Genomic DNA, 20429 nt, shown 5'->3' with positions numbered 1-20429 from the left:
TCGGGTGTCTCCTCGGTGGTCGGGGCGCGGTGACGGTGTGCGGGCGTCGTCATGCCGGGGTGCGGTCGGTGAGGCGGTCGTACAGGGCGCGGTCGGTGGTGTAGACGCGTACGCGGTCGGCGTAGCTCATGGCGTCCGGCTCCGCCGGGGTGGTCGGCAGGGTGAACGTGTCGGCCGGCGGGCGGGCGGCCTGCTCGACCTGCTCGGCCCATCGGCGGTAGGCGGGCGACACGTAGCCGCTCGGCTCGGCGCGCGGGCGCGGGGCGGCCTGGTGGTGGTTGTCGTCGGTGATGTGCTCGCGTCCGGTCACTTGGCGGCCCCTGCCCGCTGCTCGGCGAGGGCGGGAAGGTTCGGGCTCGCGTTGCGTCCGCGGGCGGCCTGCTCGGTGAGCGGTGTACGGGCGAACGGCGGTTGAAAGTCGCCGGTCGGGATGCCGCCGGATTCGCGGTCGAGGTCGTCGAGCAGGACGGCGAGGCGCAGACCGGTCCCGGTGGCGGTGAGCGCGGTTCCGTCGGCGAGGCGGAGCGTGCGCGTACCCCAACGGGCCATGGTGCCCGGGGCGGGGTGCTCGCCCCCGCTGCTGTCGGGCACGTCGGCGGCGGCGAGCAGCCGCGCGGCCTCCCCGATGGCGGCGTTGTACGCCTCGGATGCGGTGACGAACGCGCGCACCGCGTCGCGCGCGGTCGCGTAGGCGGCGGCGAGGGTGTCGGCGGCGAGGGTGTCGGCGTCGAGCGGTCCGCCGGGCGCGGCCGTGGCGGCGGCCTGGGCGAGCCGGTCGGCACGCTGCCGCTCGGCTTCCCTGGCGGCGGCGCGGTCGGCCTTGCGGCGGGCGGCCTCGGCGCGCAGCTTGGCGAACCGGCCGAGTTCGCGCGCGTCGGCGAGCTGCTGCGCGGTGACGTGTTCGTCTCCGTCGCGTACGCGTTCTTCCAGTGCGGCGAGCAACTGCTCGGCCTCGTTCGCTTCCTGCTCGGCCTGCGCGACGGCGGGCGCGGTCCCGGGCCGGTCGGTCGTTGTGGTCGTGGCGGTGGTCATGCCGCGGTCTCTCCTCGGTGGCGGCGGTAGTGGTCGAGGGCGGTCGGGGCGATGGCCCACACGCGCGCCCCGACGCGCTCGGCGGACAGGCGGCCGTCGGCGATCAGGGCGCGGATGTGGCGGGGTGTGCAGCCCATGAGGGCGGCGGCCTCGGCTACGCACACGGTGCCCGACCGTGCGGGCGCGGTTCCGGTAGCGGAGCGGGTGGGCGCGGATGAGTACGGCGCGGTGACGGAATCGAACGCGTCTGCGTGCTGTGCGGCCGTGTGCAGCGCGTACAGCAGCCGTCGGACGGCCCGCGGGGCCCCTCGCCCCCGTCGGCGCGCACACGGGCCGTGAGATCGCGTACCAGGGCGCGCAGCACGTCACCCGCGACGGTGGCGGGCACGATCACCGACCCATCCGGGCGTAGCAGCCGCTCGGTATCGGCACGGCTCACCCGTCGGCCCCCTCGGGGTCGGCGTCATAGAGCGCCACGGGGGCCCCTCGTCGTAGGCGGCGCACCACTCGACGGCAACGGCGCGGGCGGGCCGAGGCGGAGCGGCCGTCGTCGTAGGCACGGGCTGTGACGGCCGCCGGTCGGGGACCTCCGCCTTGCCGTCGCACGCCCCGGGCGCCGCGGGCCCCGCCCTGCCGGCGTACGGAGCCGCCTTCGCGACACGCCCTAGAATTCCCCGGTGAACACGACCCTCCCCGACGCCCTCGCCGGTCTCCTCGACGGACTGCCGCAGGGCCGCGCAGCCCAGGCGGTGGAACGCCTGATCGCCAGCTACCGAGGGGACACTCCGACCGACGCGCCGGTCCTGCGCGACCGCGCGGACGTGGCCGCGTACGCCGCGTACCGGATGCCCGCGACCTTCGAGGCGGTGCGGTCCGCGCTCGGCGCGTTCCGGGCGGCCGCGCCCGGGTGGACGCCCGCCACGCACACCGACATCGGCGGCGGTACCGGCGCGGCGAGCTGGGCGGTCGCCGATGCCTGGCCGCAGGGGGAGCATCGGACCACGGTCCTGGACTGGGCGGAGCCGGCGCTGGGACTCGGCCGTGAGCTGGCGGCGTCCGCGGACTCGCCCGCGCTGAGGGGCGCGCGATGGCGGCGGGCGCGGATCGGCGAGTCGATGGGGCTGGAAGCGGCGGACCTGGTCACGGTCTCGTACGTGCTGAAGGAGCTGGACGAGCGGACCCGGGCGGCGGTGGTGCGCCAGGCCGCGGCGGCAGGGCAGACGGTCCTCGTCGTGGAGCCGGGTACGCCGGACGGCTACGAACGGGTCATCGCGGCGCGGGACCTGCTGGTGGGCGCGGGGCTGCGGGTGGCGGCGCCGTGCCCGCACAGCGGAACGTGCCCCATCGCGCCCGGCGCGGACTGGTGCCATTTCGCCGCGCGGGTCAGCCGGTCGTCTCTCCACCGGCGGGTGAAGGGCGGGTCGCTGCCCTACGAGGACGAGAAGTTCAGCTATGTCGCCGCGACCCGGGCACCCGTGTCCCCGGCGTCCTCGCGGGTGACGCGCAAGCCGCAGATCCGCAAGGGCCAGGTCCTGCTGGACCTGTGCTCCTCCGACGGCACCCTCCACCGGGCAACGGTCACCAAGCGCCAAGGCCCCCTCTACCGGGCGGCCCGTGACACGTCCTGGGGCGCGGCCTGGCCTCCGTCAGACGGCGACGACGCCTGACGCCGGGCCGCTGGCCCGGCCCGGCGTCCCGCCCTCGGGGGTGCGTCCGGTGTCCCGCCCTCGGGGTGCGTCCGGTGTCCCGCGTCCGGTGCCCCGCGTGCTGCGTCCGGTGCCCCTCGGCCTGGAGGCCCTCCCGCAGCCCGTGACGCGCAGTCCGGGCATCCCGTGTCTCCGCACCACCTGGCCCGTGCCTCGTGCCGTGCACGACGCCCGCCCCGCCCCGCCGCTCACCGAACGCCGCGGCCCCCGCCCCGCACCGAACTCGCCCCGGCCCCGGCCCCTCACCGAACGCCGCCCCTCACCGCCCTCACCGCCGTCCCCGGCCACCCGTCAGAGCGCACCAGGGCATGGCACGGGCGGTGAGGGCGGCGAACGGTGCCGCCCCCGCGGCCGGGAGTCAGGCGCGCAGCTCCTGGGTGCAGCACTTCACGCTGCCGCCTCCCTTCAGCAGTTCTCCCGTGTCCATCGCGATCGGTTCGAAGCCCCGGGCCCGCAGGGGCTCGAAGAGGCCCAGGGCCGCTTGCGGCAGCAGGACGTGGCGGCCGTCGCTGACCGCGTTGAGACCGAAGGCCGCCGCGTCCGCCTCGCGGGCGATGAGGGCGTCGGGGAAGAGGCGGGCGAGGACGGCGCGGCTGCCGGGGGAGAACGCGCCGGGGTAGTACATGATCTCGTCCGCCTCGTCGTCGAGGACCGAAAGAGCGGTGTCCAGGTGGTAGTACCGCGGATCCACCAGATCGAGCCCGATCACCGGCCGCCCGAAGAACTCCTGCGCCTCGTCGTGCGACAGCGGGCTCGAACGGAAGCCCCGTCCCGCCAGGAGATACGTCGAGGTCACCGCGAAGTCGCCCTCGCCCTCGTTGATGTGGGCGGGTTCGTGGATCTCGGTGAAGCCGTGGGCGCGGAACCACTCGAGGTGGGCGTCCGCCTCCGCGGCCCGCTCGGTGAAGGCGAAGCGCGCGCCGAGCACCCGGCCGTCGACGACGGTGGCGCCGTTCGCGGCGAAGACCATGTCCGGCAGGTCCTCGCGGGGTTCCAGCACTTCGACGGTGTGGCCGAGCGCGCGGTAGCGGTCGCGCAGGACCTCCCACTGGGTCATCACCAGCGACAGGTCGACGGGCTTCCCCGGGTCCATCCACGGGTTGATGGAGTACGTCACCTCGAAGTGCGTGGGTGGGCACATGAGGTAGCGGCGGGGTCTGGCGTCACGAGGCAATGCGGGCTCCTCACGGACGACGGGGCGCACGGTTGTGCGTGAGGCCATGGTGCGGCCTTCAGCGCGTTCGCGCAGTGATCCGTTCGGGTGATTCATCTGACGTACGCCTGATGTGAGACGGCGCGCCGCGTCCCGGCTCGCCTTTCTCCCTTCACCCTTCACCTTTCACCCTTCTCTCTTCTCTCTTCTCTCTTCTTCTCTCGGCCTCCCTCCTGGCCGTCGCCGTGAGGCCGCCGAGCGCGAACAGGAGCCACCGCCCTCCCGGGCCGCCTCGCCGTCCCTCCCCCGGCCGCGTCCCGGGCTGTCTCGCCCCACCTGACCGGCCGACTCCCCGTCCCCCAACCGGTTTCTCTCCCCGCCCCCGACCGTCGATTCGGCTACCCGATCGGGGGGTGCGGCCACCCGGCACGTCCGATGGTGGGACGATGGCGGGAGTGCCGACGCGCGGCCGCACCCGCGCGAGCCGGGGCGAGCAGGGAGATGTGAGGGGATAGATGGGCGACGGTAACGGCCGCTACCGCGGCACGGAGAGCAGGCTGTCCTGGGAGAACCGGTTGCCGCAGTGGCTGCGCCGCCGCTCCCGGGAGGACGGCGCCGAGTCCGGCCGGGCCCGGGACCGCATCGACCAGCTCCTGGCCACCGCCGCCGCGGGACTGCCCCTCGCTCCCGCCGCGCATCCCTCGGGCTTCAGCTGCTCCTGTGAGCGCATCGGCTGCCCGACTCCCGCCCGGCATCCCGTCTCGTTCGCGTGGCAGACCCAGTCCACACACGACCCCGCCGCCGTGGAGCGTTGGGCGGACGACCACCCCGAGGCGAACTTCATCACCGCCACCGGCATGGTCCACGACGTTCTCGACGTGCCGCTGGGCGCCGGCCGGGCCGCGCTGGAGCGGTTGCTCGCGGACGGCGTCGAGGTCGGCCCGCTGGCCGAGTCCGAAGAGGGGCGGATGCTGTTCTTCACCGCCACCCGGGGCACCCCCGAGGACGAGGACGAGTGGTGGCCCTGCGAACTCGACTGCCACCCCGGCACGATGGACGAACACCCCGGCCTGCGCTGGCACAGTCGTGGCAGCTACGTCCTCGTACCGCCCTCGCGGCTCCCCGGTGATCTGGGAGTCTTCTGGGTACGGGGGCCCGAGCATCCGCTGCCGGACCCGCTGACCCTGCTGGAGGTACTGGCGGACGCCTGCACCAGGTACGCCGAGGAGACCGGTACGCACGACGCGGACCACCACTCGGTGTCCTGGCCGGTGAATCGGTGAATCGGTGAATCGGTGAACGGGTGAACGGGTGAACGGGTGAACCGAGTTGAGCCCCCCTGCGCCCCAGCACACCTGGCCGGTTGGCCGGTTGACCTGTTGACCCGGGGCACCGTTGGTGCGCGGGTCGTGGCGGCGTCGGGGCCCTCGGCCGTCGGGCAGTCGGTCCGGTGAGTCCCCGAACCCCTGGCCGCTGAGCCCCGGATCCTCTGGGCCGTGGACCCGCCGAGCCGTGTACCGCGGTCCTTCGGCCGCTGAGCGCCGCCGAGTTCACGGCCGGGACGGCACGCTGCCGCGTCCGCCGCCCCGGCTACGACCCGCGCGCCGCCGTCACGCCCTGCAGCCGGCTCAGGATCCGCACCGGTGGCCCGGCCGCCCCCTTCGGGGCCACCGAGACCGTCTGGCTGGAGATCCACTCCTTGGTGAGCGTGTTCCTCACCTCACCGGTCATGAGCGCCTTCACGTCCTGGCTCACCTTGGGCCGGTAGCCCGCCGCGGCCGTCTGCCGGTCGAAGTAGCGCAGCGCGAAGAACACCAGCGCCCCGCCGTCCTCCGTGGCCAGTCCGAGGGGCGCGAAGTCCCCGGTGTCCAGGGCCTGGTCGACGTACTGAGTGCTGAGTCCCGCCCGTCTGCCGTTCTCCTCGCGCGTCTGCCGCCATCCGCTCGTGTGCGCGCCGTCGGCGAAGTGCTGCGGCCTGCCGGTCCGCAGATACGAGGCGTACTCCTCGCTGAGATCCTGCGGGGCGACCGCCGTCCTGCCGGAGTCCGGGGCCACCGGTTCCGCCCAACCCTCCCGGTCGGTGCGGAGCTTCGGAACCTCCGACGGCGAGAGGATCGCCAGATAGGCGGCCTCCCACAGCTGCTTGCTGCCGTTCTTGACGAACACCATCAGCCACCGGCTGTCCCGGTCGCCCGAGTCGACGTCCCGGTTGCTGTCGGCGTCGACCATGAAGAAGCGCGGCCAGCCCGCCTTCCTGGGGATGTGGTAGGTGGTGTCGCTGAGTTCCAGCGGACGATGCCGGGGATTGCCTCCGGGCACGGTGATGCTGCGGGCCTTCAGCCCGGCCTGGTTGATCGCTCCCAGGGCGCCGGTGACCCGCCCGGCGTCGAGGGCCGGGTCGTAGGCCTTGTCGGCGGCGTTGTAGGCGTCGGTGAAGTCCCGGAGGGCCTGCTCGGCCTCCGCCCTCGTCGCGGAGGGTACGACCTCAAGCTCGCCGTGCACCGTCACACACCCGCCCGCTGTCGGCGACAGCACCGCCACCGCCGCGAGCGCCGCCGCCGTCCGACCCAGCCTGCCCATGGGTTGCCTTCTGTTCCTCGCCGCCCCGCACTGACCGTCAGAACCCTACCGGGGCGGGAACACCGCGAGTGCCGGGACCCGTTACGAGAGTGGAAGCGGCCCCGCCGGTCCGTGTCGTACCGGGATGCTTGAATGCCCGGGTGACACACGAACGACCCCGCGGCCTCGACGTACTGCACGGCGTCGACGTACTGCGCGTCTTCTGTTCCGGCGACGGCCGTCACGGCAACCCCCTCGGAGTCGTGCGCGACGGCAGGCCCTACCCCGACCAGCGGTCCCGCCGGGAGCTGGCGGCCCGACTGGGCTTCAGCGAGACCGTGTTCGTGGACGATCCGGAGCGCGGTGTCGTCGACATCCACACCCCCGGGGTGCGTCTGCCGTTCGCCGGGCACCCGCTCGTCGGAGTGGCCTGGCTGCTCGACCTCGAAACGGTCAACCCACCCGCGGGAGAGGTGTGGGTGCGCTCGGACGGCGAGTTCACCTGGATCACCGCCCGCGCCGAGTGGGCGCCGCCGCGCACCCTGCGGCGGTACGGCTCGGCCGCCGAGGTCGAGGCGCTCGAGGTCCCGCCGCCCGGCGAGTGGACGTACGCGTGGGCCTGGGAGGACGAGGCCGCCGGCCGTGTCCGGGCCCGCGCCTTCCCGGGCAGGGGCGACGGCATCGACGAGGACGAGGCCACCGGCGCGGCGGCACTGCTGCTCACCGAACGACTCGGCCGCGCGCTGAACATCATCCAGGGCCGCGGCTCCCAGCTCCTGACGGCTCCAGGCCCCGACGGCCTGATCGAACTCGGTGGCCGGGTACTGCTCGAGGGCCGCTGACGGACCGCGGCCCGCCTGGCCGCCCGCCCCTCCCGCGTCGTCGCACGGGTCACGCCGCCCGCCCTTCCCGCGTCGCCCGGCGCAGCCCGCCCGTCCGGTGCCGCTCGCCGGCCCTGCGGCGCGTGCCGTCCTGCCGTCTCCCCGTCCTGCCGTCTCCCCGCCCTGCCGTCTCCCCGCCCTGCCGTCACCTCGTCCTGTCGTCACCTCGCGTGCCGTCCCGTGTCGTCGCACGGGTCACACCGCGCTGAGCGGGAACTCCCGGCCCAGCTCGCGGAACACCGCACCGTTGAAGTCGAAGGCGCGCCTGCACTCCCCGATGATGCGCTGCCGTTCGAGGTCGTCCGCGTTCACCGCGTCCAGCAGTTCCCGGTAGCCCCGTTTGAATGCCGCCGGGTTGGTGATCTGCTCGAAGACGTAGAAGCGGACGCCGTCGCCCTTGCGCGCGAAGCCCCAGTTGCGTTCGGCCTTGTCGCGGATGATCTGGCCGCCGGAGAGGTCCCCGAGGTAGCGGGTGTAGTGGTGGGCCACATAGCCCGCGGGCCAGGTGTGTGCGCACTCCTCGACCCGTGCCGCGTACCCGGCGGTGGCGGGCAGCGGGCGGAGGTCGTCGCGCCACCGCGGACCGCGCAGGTGCGCGAGGTCCCGCTCCAGCTCGGCGGTGCGGAACAGCTCCGGCCGGATGAAGGGCCCGGCTACCGGGTCGCCCCGGAGTGCGCCCGCCGAGCCCTCCAGCGCCCGGTACACGAACCACAACTGCTCCGTATAGCGCGCGTAGGCCTCGACCGTCAGCCGGCCGCCGAGCAGATCGCTCATGAAGGTGGAGGTCTCCGCCTCGGTGTGCTGTTCGTGCGACGCGACACGGATCATGGTCGAGAAGGGCGTGTCCAGTGTGTCCAGCGTGTCCAAGGCGGGCCTCCGGGGACCGTTGGGTACGGGAACCACTGGGATCCTCTTACTTAGGCTTGCCTAAGTCAACTGGTTCCCGACGGTCTGTCGGTAAGAACGCTACCCCGGAATCCGCTCAGGGCAACGTCAGGATGTCCGCCCCGGTGTCCGTCACCACCAGCGTGTGCTCGAACTGCGCGGTCCGCTTCCGGTCCTTCGTCACCACGGTCCAGCCGTCGTCCCACATGTCGTACTCGTGTGTGCCCAGCGTGAGCATCGGCTCGATGGTGAAGGTCATGCCGGGCTGCATCACCGTCGTCGCGTGCGGGCTGTCGTAGTGCGGGATGATCAGCCCGGAGTGGAACGAGGAGTTGATGCCGTGGCCGGTGAAGTCCCGCACGACGCCGTAGCCGAACCGCTTCGCGTACGACTCGATGACCCGCCCGATGACGTTGATCTGGCGGCCGGGCCGGACCGCCTTGATCGCGCGGTTGAGCGACTCCCGCGTCCGCTCGACCAGCAGCCGCGACTCCTCGTCCACGTCGCCGCACGGATAGGTGGCGTTGTTGTCGCCGTGGACACCGCCGACGTACGCGGTGACGTCGAGGTTCACGATGTCGCCGTCCCGCAGGACCGTGGAGTCGGGGATGCCGTGGCAGATCACCTCGTTGACCGAGGAGCACAACGACTTCGGGTAGCCCCGGTAGCCGAGCGTCGAGGGGTAGGCCCCGTGGTCGCACATGAACTCGTGCGCGACCCGGTCGAGTTCGTCCGTGGTCACCCCGGGGGCGATCAGCTTCGCCGCCTCCGCCATCGCCTGCGCGGCGATACGGCCCGCGGCGCGCATCCTCTCGATCGTCTCGGCGTCCTGGACCTCCGGCCCGTCGTAGGGCTTGGGCGCGGGCCTCCCGACGTACTCGGGACGCCGGATGTTTCCGGGTACGGAACGGGTGGGAGAGAGCTTCCCCGGTACGAGCAGCGACTGGCCAGACATGCCAGCGAGTCTAACCGGGGGTTGGAGGGGCCCCCGGGCGCAGCGAGCCGCCCGGGCACCGGGAAGGGAGTCGTCCCCGGGCGGAGGGGAAGGCCCAGGGGCAGCATGGGTCACAGGAAGGAGCCGACGATGGCCCTGTTCAAGAAGCGCACGGTGGGCAAGCCGGGCGAGTGGTACTACTGCCTGGAGCACAAGAAGGTCGAGGAGGGGCCGGAGTGCCCCGCGAAGGACCGGTTCGGCCCGTACGCCACCCGCGAGGAGGCCACGCACGCCATGGAACTCGCGCGGGAGCGGAACCTGGAGTGGGAGAACGATCCGCGGTGGCACGACGCGCCGCGTGGTGGGGACGGCGCGAGCTGACCGTCCGGCGGCGGGCTGACGGTCCGGCGGCGGGCTGACGGTCCGGCGGCGCGGACGGAGCGGGCTCACGGGGAGGACGTGTGGTGGCTTCTCCGCGGGGTCCGGCTCACGGGCCGACCGTGCGGCGGACCACCGCCGCAGGGGACGGCACCGGCTGACCGCGAGCGGGCCGTCAGCCGGTCCCGGGCCCGCGGGCCGCTGCCCGGACGGCGGTCCCGGGGCCGCGGGCCGCACGGCCCCGGGTGTCCCCCGCGCCGCACGCGGCCGAGACGCGGCCGAAACCCGAGCCGTCGTCCCCCGCGCCGCACCCGGGCCCGCCCCCGTCAGGGCGCCTCCGCACCCGGGCCCGCCCCCCTCTGGGCGCCTCCGCACCCGGGCCCGCCCCCGTCAGGGTGCCTCCGCACCCGGGCCCGCCCCCGTCAGGGCGCCTCCGCACCCGGGCCCGCCCCCGTCAGGGCGCCTCCGCACCCGGGCCCGCCCCCCTCTGGGCGCCTCCGCACCCGGGCCCGCCCCCGTCAGGGCGCCGTCTCCGTCTCCGTCACCGCCGCCCCCTCCTTCTGGGCACGGCGGCGCAGGGCGTCCTCGTCCGTCGCCGCGTCGTAGGTGGCGAGCTTCGGCAGCACGGCGGTCAGCAGACCCACCGACGCCACGCACAGCAGCCCGCCGCTCCAGAACGCCGCCCGGGTCCCGGTCCAGCCGGCCACCGCGCCCGCCCGCACCTGGCCCAGTTGCGGACCCACGCTGTAGGACAGCACCTCGATGCCCGCGAGGCGGCCGCGCAGGGACTCCGGGATCGTCTGGTTCCAGATGGTGGCGCGGCCGAGTCCGCTGAGCATGTCGCCGGCGCCCGCGAAGGCGAGGCAGAGCAGTACCAGCCAGATGTCGGAGAACCAGCCGGCCGCGGCGATCGCGAGACCCCACCCGGCGGCGCCGAACACCACGAACAGACCGTGCCGGCGCACCCGCGAGGTCCACCCGCTGGTCAGGCTGAGCAGCAGTGAGCCGACCGAGCCCGCCGCGTACATCAGCCCCAGCGACCACTCGGCGTCGAGCTCGTCGGCGAGGAACGGGAAGATCGTGTTGGGGAAGGCGAAGAACATCGCGGCCAGGTCCACGGCGTAGGTGCCGAGCAGCACCGGCCGGCTCCACGCGTACCGGGCGCCCTCCGCGATCCCCCGCAGCGACGGCTTCTCCGCGTCGTGCGCGGGCGGGGCCGGGGACAGCCGGGAGCACAGCAGCACCGAGACCAGGAAACCGGCGGCCGTCGTGGCGTACGCCGTCGCGTGTCCCGCGTACGCCACCACCAGCCCGGCCAGCGCCGGACCCGCGATGGCTCCGAGCTGCCAGCGCAGCGCGTTGAGCGCGGCCGCCGCGGTCTGCTGGTCGTGCGGCACGATCCGGGCCATCAGCGAGTCGAGAGCGGGCCGCTGGAGTCCCGCGAGGGCGGAGACGCCGGCCGCGACGACATACAGCGGCCACAGTGCCGGCGTCGGCCGCAAGGCGTTGAGCAGCAGGATCACGGCCATCACGGCCATGCCGACCTCGGTGACCACCAGCATCCCGCGCCGGTCCACCGCGTCGGCCAGGGCCCCTCCGTACAGCCCGAACACGACCAGCGGCACGAGTTCCACGGCGCCCATGACCCCGACCGCGAGCGGCGAGCCCGTCAGGTCCTTGATCTGCAGCGGCAGGGCCACCATCGCCATGAAGCTGCTGAAGAACGTGATCAGCCCCTGCACCCACAGCAGGCGGAAGTCCCGCGAGGAGCGCCAGGGGGAGAGGTCGGGGAGCAGCGCCCCGCGCAGTCGTGATGCCACGACCGGCCATGGTCGGCGGGCGGGGCGCGGCGCGGCAAGCGAATTTCACCACCGCGCGGGCGGCGGTGCCGTCAGCCGGTCGGCCAGCCGGTGGAGGCGGTCGCGGAAGCGCCTGCGGCCGCGGGAGCCGGGTGGCGGCGGGACGTTCTCGCCCGCGGCCGCGCTCACCAGGTGCTGCACCGTGTCCAGGTCGACCTCCGCCGTCCCCGGCACCGTCAGCGTCTCGTGCGCGAGGCCCAGCACCTCCGGGTCGCCGGCGTCCAGCGAGAGCACCGTCGCCCCGGCGCGCCGGGCCTGGTGGACGCGCTCCAGCAGCGCGGTGTCCGGCCGCCGCGGCGCCACCACGAGCAGCGTCTCCCCCCGCCCGGCGGCCGCCACCCGGCCGAGGCCCACGGAGAGGTGCGCCGGGTCCCCGGACCGCACCCGGTGCCGTACGAGGGTGGGGGCCAGCTCGGGCTTCCCGGACCAGGCAGCCTCGTCCACCAGGTGCGCGGCGAGGTGCCACGGCTCGTACTCGGCCGTTCCGACCAGCAGCAGTCCGCCGCCGTGCGGGACGACGGAGGAGCGCAGCGTCCCCGCGAACCCGCGGGCCGCCGCGGGCCACTCGGTGCCGGCGAGGACCTCTCGGAGCAGTGCGACGCGTACGGCATCCATGGCCGGGCATCCTGTCTCCTGGTGCGCGGCCGTGGGCAGCGGTTCCGCCGCGGTTCACCCGAACGGGGCCGTCGGCCCTCCTACCTGCGAGTAAGGTCGGATCATGACTTCTCAAGACAACGCCAGCGCCCCGAAGCCCGCCGCCAGGGACCCATGGGACCTCCCCGACGTCTCCGGGCTGGTCGTCGGCGTCCTCGGCGGTACGGGGGACCAGGGGCGCGGCCTCGCCTACCGGCTCGCCCGCGCGGGGCAGAAGGTGGTCATCGGTTCCCGGGCCGCCGAGCGCGCCGAGAGTGCCGCCGCCGAGCTGGGCCTCGGCATCGAGGGCGCCGAGAACGCCGAGTGCGCGCGGCGCAGCGATGTCGTGATCGTGGCCGTGCCCTGGGACGGGCACGCCAGGACCCTGGAGGCGCTGCGCTCCGAACTCGCCGGGAAGCTGGTCGTCGACTGCGTGAACCCGCTCGGCTTCGACAGGAAGGGCGCCTACGCGCTGAAGCCGGCCGAGGGCAGCGCCGCCGAGCAGGCCGCCGCCCTGCTGCCGGAGTCCCGGGTCACCGCCGCGTTCCACCACCTGTCCGCGGTGCTGCTCCAGGACGAGTCGATCGAGGAGATCGACACGGATGTGATGGTGCTGGGCGAGGACCGGGCCGACACGGATCTGGTGCAGGCTCTCGCGGCCCGTATCCCGGGTATGCGCGGGGTCTTCTCCGGCCGGCTGCGCAACGCCCACCAGGTCGAGTCGCTGGTCGCCAACCTGATCTCGACGAACCGCCGCTACAAGGCGCACGCCGGACTGCGCGTCACCGACGTCTGAGGGGTGTCACGGCCCCGCCGGCCCCCGCGGGGACGTGGCGCCCCAGGGGGACGGGCACGCGCCCCCGGGGGACGCGCATGCGGCGGCGGGAGACTGGCATGCGGTGGCGGGAGACGGGCATGCGGTGGTGGGAGACTGGCATGCGGTGGCGGGCGGGAAGTGCGGGAACCGTCCGCGCGGTGGGGTGCGGGGCCGTTCGCGTGGTGGGGTGAGAGGGGCCCCGCGGCCGCGGCGCGGCGGGGCGGACCGACCACCGCGCCGTCCTCGTGGGGCCGGGGCGGGTGCCGGGTATCCGGCGCCGTTCCGGTATGGGGGACACTGGTCCGCGACATCCGTGACCGGACAGGAGCCGACCCCCATGCCCCGCCTCGCCCTCTACGCCGTGATCATCTGTGTGCTCGCCGTCGCCGCGGCGGTCGTCTCGTTCGTCGAAGGCAGCTGGCTGGGGATCGTCTGGGTGCTGATGGCCGGCGTGTCGTCGAACATGGCGATCTACTACTTCCGCCGCGGCAGGGCGCGGACGACACCGACCTCCTGAGCCCCCGGGACCGCCCCGTCGGGTGTGCGGGAGGCGGGGCGGTTGCCCGGTACCGGCCGCCGGGCCGCGGCAGCGGCTGCCGGCCACCGGGTGAACAGACACCGGTCACCGGTCACCGGTCACCGGTCACCGGTCACCGGTCGAGCATCGCCGTGCACTCCGGGTACTGCTCGGTCCAGAAACGGTAGAGGTCCTGGCCGCAGGCGATCTCCGCCCGCGACACCCCGAGCCCGTCCATCAGCATGAAGACCGTGTCGAAGAACGCGTGGTTCACCCCGGGAATCCAGAGAACGGCGAAGACCGCCAGCAGCCCGAACGGCGCGAACGGCTCCACCTGGCGGCGGACGCCGTTCGACAGCCAGGGCTCGATGACCCCGTACCCGTCCAGGCCGGGCACGGGCAGGAAGTTCAGGATCGCGGCCGTGACCTGGAGCAGTGCCAGGAAGGCCAGGGCGAAGCGGAACCCGAAGGGGACGCCCTCGAGTGCGCCGAGCCAGAACGGTGCCGTGCAGACGACCGCGAACAGGACGTTCGTCAGCGGGCCGGCAGCGGAGATCAGGCTGTGCTTCCAGCGGCCCCTGATCCGGTGCCGCTCGATGAAGACCGCGCCGCCGGGCAGGCCGATACCACCCATGATCACGAAGAGGACGGGCAGCACGATGCTCAGCACCGCGTGCGTGTACTTCAGCGGGTTGAGGGTCAGATAGCCCTTCGCGCCCACCGTGAGGTCGCCGCCGTGCAGCGCGGTGCGCGCGTGCGCGTACTCGTGGAGGCAGAGCGACACGATCCATGCCGCCGTCACGAACAGGAACACCGCGATGCCGGGGCTGTTCGCGAAGCCCGTCCAGACCGCCCAGCCCGTCACCGCGGTGATCGCGGCGATACCGAGGAAGACGGGCGAGATCCTCCGCTCGCCGGTACGGGTGGTGGCCGAGGTCATCGAGGGTGCTCCCTGGGCGGGGTCGATGGGCACTTCAGGCACTTCAGGCGCTTCAGGTACCCCATGGCTGGTTCGGGACCGGCCGTCCGCGACCGCCGGGATCCGCTGCCGACCGTACAGCCGGTGCGGCCGGAACGTACCGGGCGGGGCGGGAGTCCCACCACGCGGCCGGACCCCGGCGGGAGGACGCAGCCGGCACAGGGGTACGCGGACGGCTGCGCCATGCGCGTACGGCCCCCTCCCGGCCCCCTCCCGGGCCCTCCCGAACGACGGCGGCCCCTCCGCACCTCTCACGGCGGCCCCGCTGCCCCTGCCACGGCCCCGCCGACCTCTCTGCGGCCCCGCCGTTCCGGGGTCCGGCAGGGTGTGCGGGTGTGCGGTGCGGGGGTGCAGGGGTGCAGAGGTGCACGGGTGCGCGGCGAAGCGGAGTCAACCTCCGTGTGAGTTCTCCCGGCCTGTTCCGTTGCCGGACGGTCCGGCCTCGGCTGTGCCGGTCGGCCACCGGCGGCCTACCTCTGGCCTACTTCGGAGGAGGCAGGCCACCGGCGGCCTACCTCCTCCGAAGGCCGGCGCGGGCCTCGCGGGCCCAGGGGTCGTCCAGGGGTCGTCCAGGGGTCGTCCAGGGGTCGTCCAGGGGTCGTCCAGGGGTCGATGTGTCGGCCGGCGACGCCCCGAGGACCGTCCGGCACGGTCGGCAGCCGCCCCGGGGCCGGCCTCCCGGACGCGCGCCCGGGCCCGGAAAGGCGGCAGCCCGCCGACGGGGGAAGATCGGCGGGCTGCCGTGGTGCCGCAGTGGCTCATGGGGCGCGTGTGGTGCCTGGTACGGGGCCGGCGCCCGCATCGTGCGGGTGCGCGGTGCGCGGTGCGCGGGTGCCGGCGCCTGGCGTGGTCAGTGGAAGGTGTGCTCCTCGGCCGGGAAAGCGCCGCCGGCGACATCCGTGGCGAACGCCTTCGCCGCGTCGCCGAGCGTCTGCCGCAGATTCGCGTACTGCCTGGTGAAGCGGGGGACCTTGCCGCCCGTCAGACCTGCCATGTCGGTCCAGACGAGGACCTGGGCGTCCGTGGCGGGGCCGGCGCCGATACCGATGGTCGGGATGTGCAGCGAACGGGTGACCTCGGCCGCCAGCTCCGCCGGTACGAGTTCGAGGACCACGGCGAAGGCGCCCGCGTCCTGTGCCGCCTTGGCGTCGCGCACCAGCCGGTGTGCCGCCTCGTCGCCGCGGCCCTGCACCCGGTAGCCCATCGTGTTGACCGACTGCGGGGTCAGGCCCAGGTGGGACATGACCGGGATGCCCGCCTGCGCCAGCATCCCGGTCTGCGGCAGGGAGCGCTCCCCGCCCTCCAGCTTGACCGCCCCGACCCCGGCCTCCTTCACCAGCCGGGTCGCCGACCGCAGCGCCTGGACGGGCCCTTCCTGGTACGAGCCGAAGGGGAGGTCGCCGACGATCAGGGCGCGCCTGGTGCCCCGTACGACGGCCGCGGACAGGATCGCCATCTCGTCCAGGGTGACGGGAACGGTGGTGTCGTAGCCGAGGTGGCAGTTGCCCATCGAGTCGCCTACCAGCATCACCGGGATGCCGGCCTCGTCGAAGACGGACGCCGTCATGGCGTCGTAGGCGGTGAGCATGGGCCACTTCTCGCCGCGCTCCTTGGCGGCGGCGATGTCGTGGACGGAGATGCGGCGCGTGCCCTTGCCGCCGTACAGCGCCTTGCCGCCGCTGTCGGCCGGCTGTGTCTGGGCAGCCTGAAGCGTCATGGTGGATCGGCTCCTTCGTCATCTCGAGGCGCCCTCACGGCGTCCCCGGACCGCGTCCATGGTGACATCCCCGCCCCCGCCGCGTGAAGTGGCCCCGTGCACACTCCCGCAAGGTTGGCCGGTCCGACACCAACGGCCCAGCTTTTCTATACGAGACGGTGCCGTATAGAAATACGCTGCGATCATGTCCACACCTCCTGGCGCACCCGCCGCCCCACCCCGGGTTCCGGAAGCCGTTCACCGGCGCCGCTGGCTCATTCTGGCCGTGCTGATGTTCACCGTGCTCATCATGGTGCTGGACCACTCGGTCCTCAACGTCGCCGTCAAGACCATCGCCTCCCCCGCACCCGTGGGTATCGGTGCCACGCAGGGGGAGCTGGAGTGGGCCATCAACTCCTACACCCTGGTCTTCGCCGCCCTGCTCTTCACGGCCGGGCTGATCGGTGACCGCGCGGGCCGCCGGAAGACCCTGCTCTTCGGCATGGCGGTGTTCGGCGCCGGCTCGGCGCTCGCCGCGTTCTCCGGCTCGTCCACCGAGCTGATCGCCTACCGCGCGGTGATGGGCCTGGGAGCGGCGTTCGTGATGCCGGCGACCCTCGCCGTGCTGATGAACGTCTTCGAACGGGACGAGCAGCCCAAGGCCATCGGCATCTGGGCGGGTGGGGTGGGTATCGCCATCGCCCTCGGGCCGCTCACGGGCGGGCTGCTGCTCGAGCACTTCTGGTGGGGCTCGATCTTCCTGGTCAACGTGCCGGTGGTCATCGTGGGCTTTGCCGCGATGGCCCTGCTGATCCCCGACTCCCGGGACCCCGACCCCGGCCGGATCGACCCCGTCGGCGTGCTGCTGTCCGTCGTCGGCCTCGTCCTCCTGGTCTACGGGATCATCCACGGAGGTGAGCTCGCCTCGCTCTCCGACCGGTCCGTGCTGCTGCCCCTGGTCGGCGGACTGGCGGTGCTGGCGGTGTTCGTGGTCTACGAGCACCGCGTCGACCATCCCGCACTGGACTTCTCGTACTTCAGGAACCCCGCGTTCTCCGCGGCCATCACCGCGACCGCGCTCGCCTTCCTCTCGATGATGGGCGTGGCGTTCTTCTCGGTGTTCTACCTCCAGAGCGTGCTCGGCCACAGCCCGCTCCAGGCGGGTCTGCTGGTGCTGCCGCTCGCGGTCGCCCAGTCGCTGTTCGCACCCCGTGCCCGGCTGGCCGTGGCCCGGTTCGGGGCCAAGGCGACCTGTACGGCCGGAATGGTGATGATCGCGACCGGGCTCGCCTGCTTCGCCTTCTTCGACGCCTCGACCCCGTTGTGGGCGCTGGAACTCGCCTTCTTCGTCCAGGGCGCCGGGATGGGGCACGTCATGTCGCCCGTCACGGTCACCGTCATGCAGGCCCTGCCGAGGGAGAAGGCGGGCGTGGCCTCCGCGATCAACAACACCTTCCGCCAGATCGGCGGCGCGCTGGGCGTGGCCGTGCTCGGCTCGCTGCTGTCCGCCGCCTACCGGGGCGGGATCGAGAGCACCCTTGAGCGCGCCCCCGGCGTCCCGGACGAGGCCAGGCACGCGGCGGGCGAGTCGCTGGAGGCGACGTTGGCCGTCGCCGAACGCCTCGGCCCGGCCGGACAGGTCCTGATCGCACCCGCCCACGAGGCGTTCCTCGTCGCCATGCACCTGGCCGCGCTGTGCGCCGCGACGGTGACGCTGGTCGGCGCCGTGGTGGTGGCGACGTACCTTCCCGGCCGCCGCAAGCCCGGTACGGGATCGCCGCCGGTGCCGGACGAACGCCCGGCGGCGGGGGTGACCCGCGGATGACCGGGGTCCGCGAGAATCGGGGCACCCGCCGGGGGCCGGCGCGGGAGACCCGCCGGGCGGCCGGGCGCCCGCCGGGCCCGGGGTCCGTCGGGCGGGCAACCGGGACGTGCGGGACGCACGGGACACCCGGGACTTGCAGGGCACCCGGGACTTGCATGACACCCGGGACTTGCGGGGCACCCGGGACTTGCATGACACCCGGGACTTGCGGGGCACCCGGGACCCAGGGGGTACGCAGGTCGTGCGGCAGGCAAGGGACCCAGGTGACCTTGGGGACACTGGAAACCCAGTTGACCCAGGGGAAACGGGGGACACGGGGGGAGTTCGGGACGGAGTGCGGGGCGGAGTGGAGGCGGCTGTGACGAGCGGGGCCGGAGTGACAGGGAGTACCGGATCACAAGGGGCGGGATCACAAGGGGCGGGATCACGAGGCGCGGGACCACGAGGCGCGGGATCACGAGGCGCGGGACGACAAGGGCAACCGGAGGCCGTGGCCGTCCCCGGTGCCGGTGCCGGTGGTGGTGGCGGTGCCGGTGGCGGTGGTGGCGGTGCCGCGCGTCGCGGCAGGCCCCGGAGCGAGGCGGCGGAGAGGGCAATCCGCGGGGCGGTGGCGGTCCTGCTCGAGCAGGGGGTGCCGCTGGGCGACATCTCCATCGAGCGCATCGCCCGCACCGCGGGGGTCGGCAAGGCCACCATCTACCGGCGCTGGGCCGACAAGGAGGAGCTCTTCGTCGACGTCCTGCGGGACATCGAGCCGCCGGACCCCGACCTGCCCGGCACCTCCGCCCGTGACGACCTCGTCGTGATGCTGGAGTCGGTCCGCCTCCGCGGCCTCGCCCAGCGCTCGTCGGCGCTGCTGTACAACGTCCGCGCGCAGATGAAGAGCCACCCCAGACTGTGGGACGCGTACGTGGCGACCGTGATCGACCCGCGCCGGGCGACCGTACTGGAGATCCTGCGCCGCGGTGTCGCCCTCGGGGAGATCCGCGGCGACCTGGACATCGACCTGCTCAACGACCTGCTCGTCGGCCCGATGCTGGTACGCGCGGTGATGCGGCCGGACGCCCCGCTGCCCGGCGATCTCGCGGAGCGCATGGTCACGGCCGTGCTGGAGGGCCTGGGACCGCCCTCGCCCGGAGCGCCGTCCTGACCGTCACCCTGAGGGCCGCCCTCAGACCTTCCCACCGGCCTTCCCGCCCGCAGTCCCGCCTTCCCGCCCGCAGTCCCGGGTGCCACCCTCGCCCGCTTGTCCGCCGCCCGCCCGCCAGCCGCCCTCGCCCGCCCGCCGCCCGCCCGTCGGCGCCGGGCCTCCCGGCTGCGCCGGTGCCGTCCCGTGCCGCCTGCGGCGCGCCGTCCGCACCGGCGGCCAATGTGCGCGTTCTGTCACAGCCGCGCCGCCACGGGTCTTGATCGGAACTCGTCGCGGAGTCCGGTCGTCCTCGCACTCGAACGGCGGAAACGCTCGCCCCGCATCGCCTAGGGTCGTGGCGGGCAGGGTGTGCACGGCAAGGCAGTGAGGACTACGCAGATGCGGCAGGCGTACGAGACGGAGACGGAGACGGAACACGGCAGCGCGGAGGCCCCCCGCTCCGGTTCCCGGATCCGGGCCCTGCTCGGTACCTGGCGGGGCGATCCCGGCATCTGGCGGCGCGGCGTCGTCGTCGCCGCCGTCGCGGTCGCCACCGGCCTGCTGATGATCCTGCACGCGCAGATCCCCAACCGGATCGGCAACGTGGGCAGCCTCACCGAGACGTTCCTGCCCTGGCTGGGGCTTCTGGTGCCGGTGCTCCTGGTCCTCGCCCTCCTGCGCCGGTCCGCGACGGCGCTGCTCGCGCTGCTCGTCCCGGCGGTCGTCTGGCTGAACCTCTTCGGCGGGCTGCTCTCGGACAAGGCGGCCGGCGGCGGGAACCTCACCGTCGCCACGCACAACGTGAACGCCGAGAACACCGACCCCGAGGGCACCGCCCGCGAAGTCGCGTCCTCGGGTGCCGCGATCGTCGCCCTGCAGGAGCTGACCGGCGACGCGGTCCCGGCGTACGAGAAGGCGCTCGCGCCCGAGTACCGCTACCACTCCGTCCAGGGCACGGTCGGCCTGTGGAGCAAGTACCCGATGAGCGACACCCGGCCCGTCGACATCCGGCTCGGTTGGGTCCGCGCCATGCGCTCCACCGTCGCCACGCCGTCCGGCGACGTCGCGGTGTACGTGGCACACCTGCCCTCGGTGCGGGTCAAGTTGAACGCGGGCTTCACCGCGAGCCAGCGGGACACCAGCGCCGACGCGCTGGGCGAGGCGATCGTCCGCGATCCGGTGGGGAAGGTCGTGCTCCTCGGCGACCTCAACGGCACGATGAACGACCGCTCCCTGAACTCGGTCACCTCGCAGATGCGCTCCACGCAGGGCGCCGTGGGCGACGGCTTCGGCTTCAGCTGGCCGGCGTCGTTCCCGATGGCCAGAATCGACCAGATCATGGTGAAGGGGGTCGAGCCGGTCTCGTCCTGGACGCTGCCGCGCACGGCCAGCGACCATCTGCCCATAGCGGCAAGCGTCCGCCTCTGACCGGCCTTCCCGTACTCC

At 73.6% G+C, this 20429-nt stretch carries 20 protein-coding genes; 9 read left to right on the top strand and 11 right to left on the bottom strand.

All coding sequences use genetic code 11. The annotated features are described in order from the left end of the window. Positions 1-49: 49 nt before the first annotated feature. The 3 genes from DDQ41_RS04060 to DDQ41_RS04050 are packed head-to-tail and all read right to left on the bottom strand — an operon-like array spanning position 50 to position 1196. The gene (locus tag DDQ41_RS04060) at positions 50-310 is read right to left on the bottom strand and encodes a hypothetical protein (RefSeq protein ID WP_109293239.1); all 261 of its coding nucleotides are present in this window, start codon (positions 308-310) and stop codon (positions 50-52) included. Beyond that, entirely contained in the window at positions 307-1032 is a 726-nt protein-coding gene (locus tag DDQ41_RS04055) for a hypothetical protein (protein WP_109293238.1), read from the bottom strand. Before DDQ41_RS04055 ends, DDQ41_RS04060 begins: the two co-directional genes overlap by 4 nt. After that, the gene (locus tag DDQ41_RS04050) at positions 1029-1196 is read right to left on the bottom strand and encodes an excisionase family DNA-binding protein (protein ID WP_216365108.1); all 168 of its coding nucleotides are present in this window, start codon (positions 1194-1196) and stop codon (positions 1029-1031) included. The genes DDQ41_RS04055 and DDQ41_RS04050 overlap by 4 nt, the downstream gene beginning before the upstream one ends. Positions 1197-1709: 513 nt before the next feature. Here DDQ41_RS04050 and DDQ41_RS04045 point away from each other — a divergent pair. Further along, positions 1710-2699 (top strand): small ribosomal subunit Rsm22 family protein, encoded by a 990-nt coding sequence (locus DDQ41_RS04045; RefSeq protein ID WP_109293237.1) that lies wholly within the window; start codon positions 1710-1712, stop codon positions 2697-2699. 397 nt (positions 2700-3096) lie between these two features. Here DDQ41_RS04045 and ddaH read toward each other — a convergent pair whose 3' ends face one another. Continuing rightward, complete coding sequence (ddaH, locus tag DDQ41_RS04040) at positions 3097-3960, bottom strand: dimethylargininase (RefSeq protein WP_361688347.1); 864 nt, start codon at positions 3958-3960, stop codon at positions 3097-3099. A gap of 446 nt (positions 3961-4406) precedes the next feature. Here ddaH and DDQ41_RS04035 point away from each other — a divergent pair, with 446 nt between their 5' ends. Next, on the top strand, positions 4407-5174 hold the full coding sequence (locus DDQ41_RS04035; protein ID WP_109293235.1) for a bifunctional DNA primase/polymerase: 768 nt from the start codon (positions 4407-4409) through the stop codon (positions 5172-5174). Positions 5175-5481: 307 nt separating this feature from the next. Here the strand turns inward: DDQ41_RS04035 and DDQ41_RS04030 are convergent, their stop codons facing one another. Continuing rightward, complete coding sequence (locus tag DDQ41_RS04030; protein ID WP_109293234.1) at positions 5482-6471, bottom strand: hypothetical protein; 990 nt, start codon at positions 6469-6471, stop codon at positions 5482-5484. 140 nt (positions 6472-6611) lie between these two features. Here DDQ41_RS04030 and DDQ41_RS04025 point away from each other — a divergent pair, with 140 nt between their 5' ends. Further along, positions 6612-7292: a PhzF family phenazine biosynthesis protein gene (locus tag DDQ41_RS04025; protein ID WP_109293233.1), complete on the top strand. Its 681-nt coding sequence runs from the start codon at positions 6612-6614 to the stop codon at positions 7290-7292. A 234-nt stretch (positions 7293-7526) separates the two neighbouring features. On the opposite strand, the gene DDQ41_RS04020 is transcribed toward DDQ41_RS04025, so the two are convergent. Further along, on the bottom strand, positions 7527-8159 hold the full coding sequence (locus tag DDQ41_RS04020; protein WP_109297520.1) for a biliverdin-producing heme oxygenase: 633 nt from the start codon (positions 8157-8159) through the stop codon (positions 7527-7529). A 154-nt stretch (positions 8160-8313) separates the two neighbouring features. Next, entirely contained in the window at positions 8314-9171 is an 858-nt protein-coding gene (gene map, locus DDQ41_RS04015) for a type I methionyl aminopeptidase (RefSeq protein ID WP_109293232.1), read from the bottom strand. 129 nt (positions 9172-9300) lie between these two features. Here map and DDQ41_RS04010 point away from each other — a divergent pair, with 129 nt between their 5' ends. Then, positions 9301-9531 (top strand): hypothetical protein, encoded by a 231-nt coding sequence (locus tag DDQ41_RS04010; RefSeq protein ID WP_162602612.1) that lies wholly within the window; start codon positions 9301-9303, stop codon positions 9529-9531. 515 nt (positions 9532-10046) lie between these two features. Here the strand turns inward: DDQ41_RS04010 and DDQ41_RS04005 are convergent. After that, positions 10047-11348, bottom strand: a complete 1302-nt coding sequence (locus DDQ41_RS04005; RefSeq protein ID WP_109293230.1) for an MFS transporter — start codon at positions 11346-11348, stop codon at positions 10047-10049. A 45-nt stretch (positions 11349-11393) separates the two neighbouring features. Next, positions 11394-12002, bottom strand: a complete 609-nt coding sequence (locus tag DDQ41_RS04000) for a hypothetical protein (protein WP_109293229.1) — start codon at positions 12000-12002, stop codon at positions 11394-11396. 103 nt (positions 12003-12105) lie between these two features. On the opposite strand from DDQ41_RS04000, the gene npdG reads away from it, so the two are divergent. Both npdG and DDQ41_RS03990 read left to right on the top strand, forming a co-directional pair. After that, positions 12106-12816 (top strand): NADPH-dependent F420 reductase, encoded by a 711-nt coding sequence (gene npdG / locus DDQ41_RS03995; RefSeq protein WP_109293228.1) that lies wholly within the window; start codon positions 12106-12108, stop codon positions 12814-12816. Between the two features lie 358 nt (positions 12817-13174). Continuing rightward, positions 13175-13354 (top strand): hypothetical protein, encoded by a 180-nt coding sequence (locus tag DDQ41_RS03990; protein ID WP_109293227.1) that lies wholly within the window; start codon positions 13175-13177, stop codon positions 13352-13354. A 133-nt stretch (positions 13355-13487) separates the two neighbouring features. Here DDQ41_RS03990 and DDQ41_RS03985 read toward each other — a convergent pair whose 3' ends face one another. Both DDQ41_RS03985 and panB read right to left on the bottom strand, forming a co-directional pair. Further along, the gene (locus DDQ41_RS03985) at positions 13488-14294 is read right to left on the bottom strand and encodes a site-2 protease family protein (RefSeq protein WP_109293226.1); all 807 of its coding nucleotides are present in this window, start codon (positions 14292-14294) and stop codon (positions 13488-13490) included. An 889-nt stretch (positions 14295-15183) separates the two neighbouring features. Further along, positions 15184-16050, bottom strand: a complete 867-nt coding sequence (panB, locus tag DDQ41_RS03980) for a 3-methyl-2-oxobutanoate hydroxymethyltransferase (RefSeq protein WP_109293225.1) — start codon at positions 16048-16050, stop codon at positions 15184-15186. 184 nt (positions 16051-16234) lie between these two features. On the opposite strand from panB, the gene DDQ41_RS03975 reads away from it, so the two are divergent. The 3 genes from DDQ41_RS03975 (at position 16235) to DDQ41_RS03965 (ending at position 20411) form a co-directional block, all read left to right on the top strand. After that, positions 16235-17854 (top strand): MFS transporter, encoded by a 1620-nt coding sequence (locus tag DDQ41_RS03975; RefSeq protein WP_174720255.1) that lies wholly within the window; start codon positions 16235-16237, stop codon positions 17852-17854. A 490-nt stretch (positions 17855-18344) separates the two neighbouring features. Then, a complete protein-coding gene (locus DDQ41_RS03970; RefSeq protein ID WP_262508344.1) occupies positions 18345-19004 on the top strand; it encodes a TetR/AcrR family transcriptional regulator in 660 nt (219 codons plus the stop codon). A gap of 378 nt (positions 19005-19382) precedes the next feature. After that, positions 19383-20411 carry an endonuclease/exonuclease/phosphatase family protein gene (locus tag DDQ41_RS03965; protein WP_109293222.1) on the top strand — a complete coding sequence of 343 codons (1029 nt, stop codon included), beginning with the start codon at positions 19383-19385 and terminating at the stop codon, positions 20409-20411. Positions 20412-20429: the final 18 nt, after the last annotated feature.

The organism is Streptomyces spongiicola (genome assembly GCF_003122365.1).
In the GTDB taxonomy this organism is placed as follows: domain Bacteria; phylum Actinomycetota; class Actinomycetes; order Streptomycetales; family Streptomycetaceae; genus Streptomyces; species Streptomyces spongiicola.
Note: the sequence above shows the minus strand (reverse complement) of the source record. Positions and strands in the feature narration are given on the sequence as shown.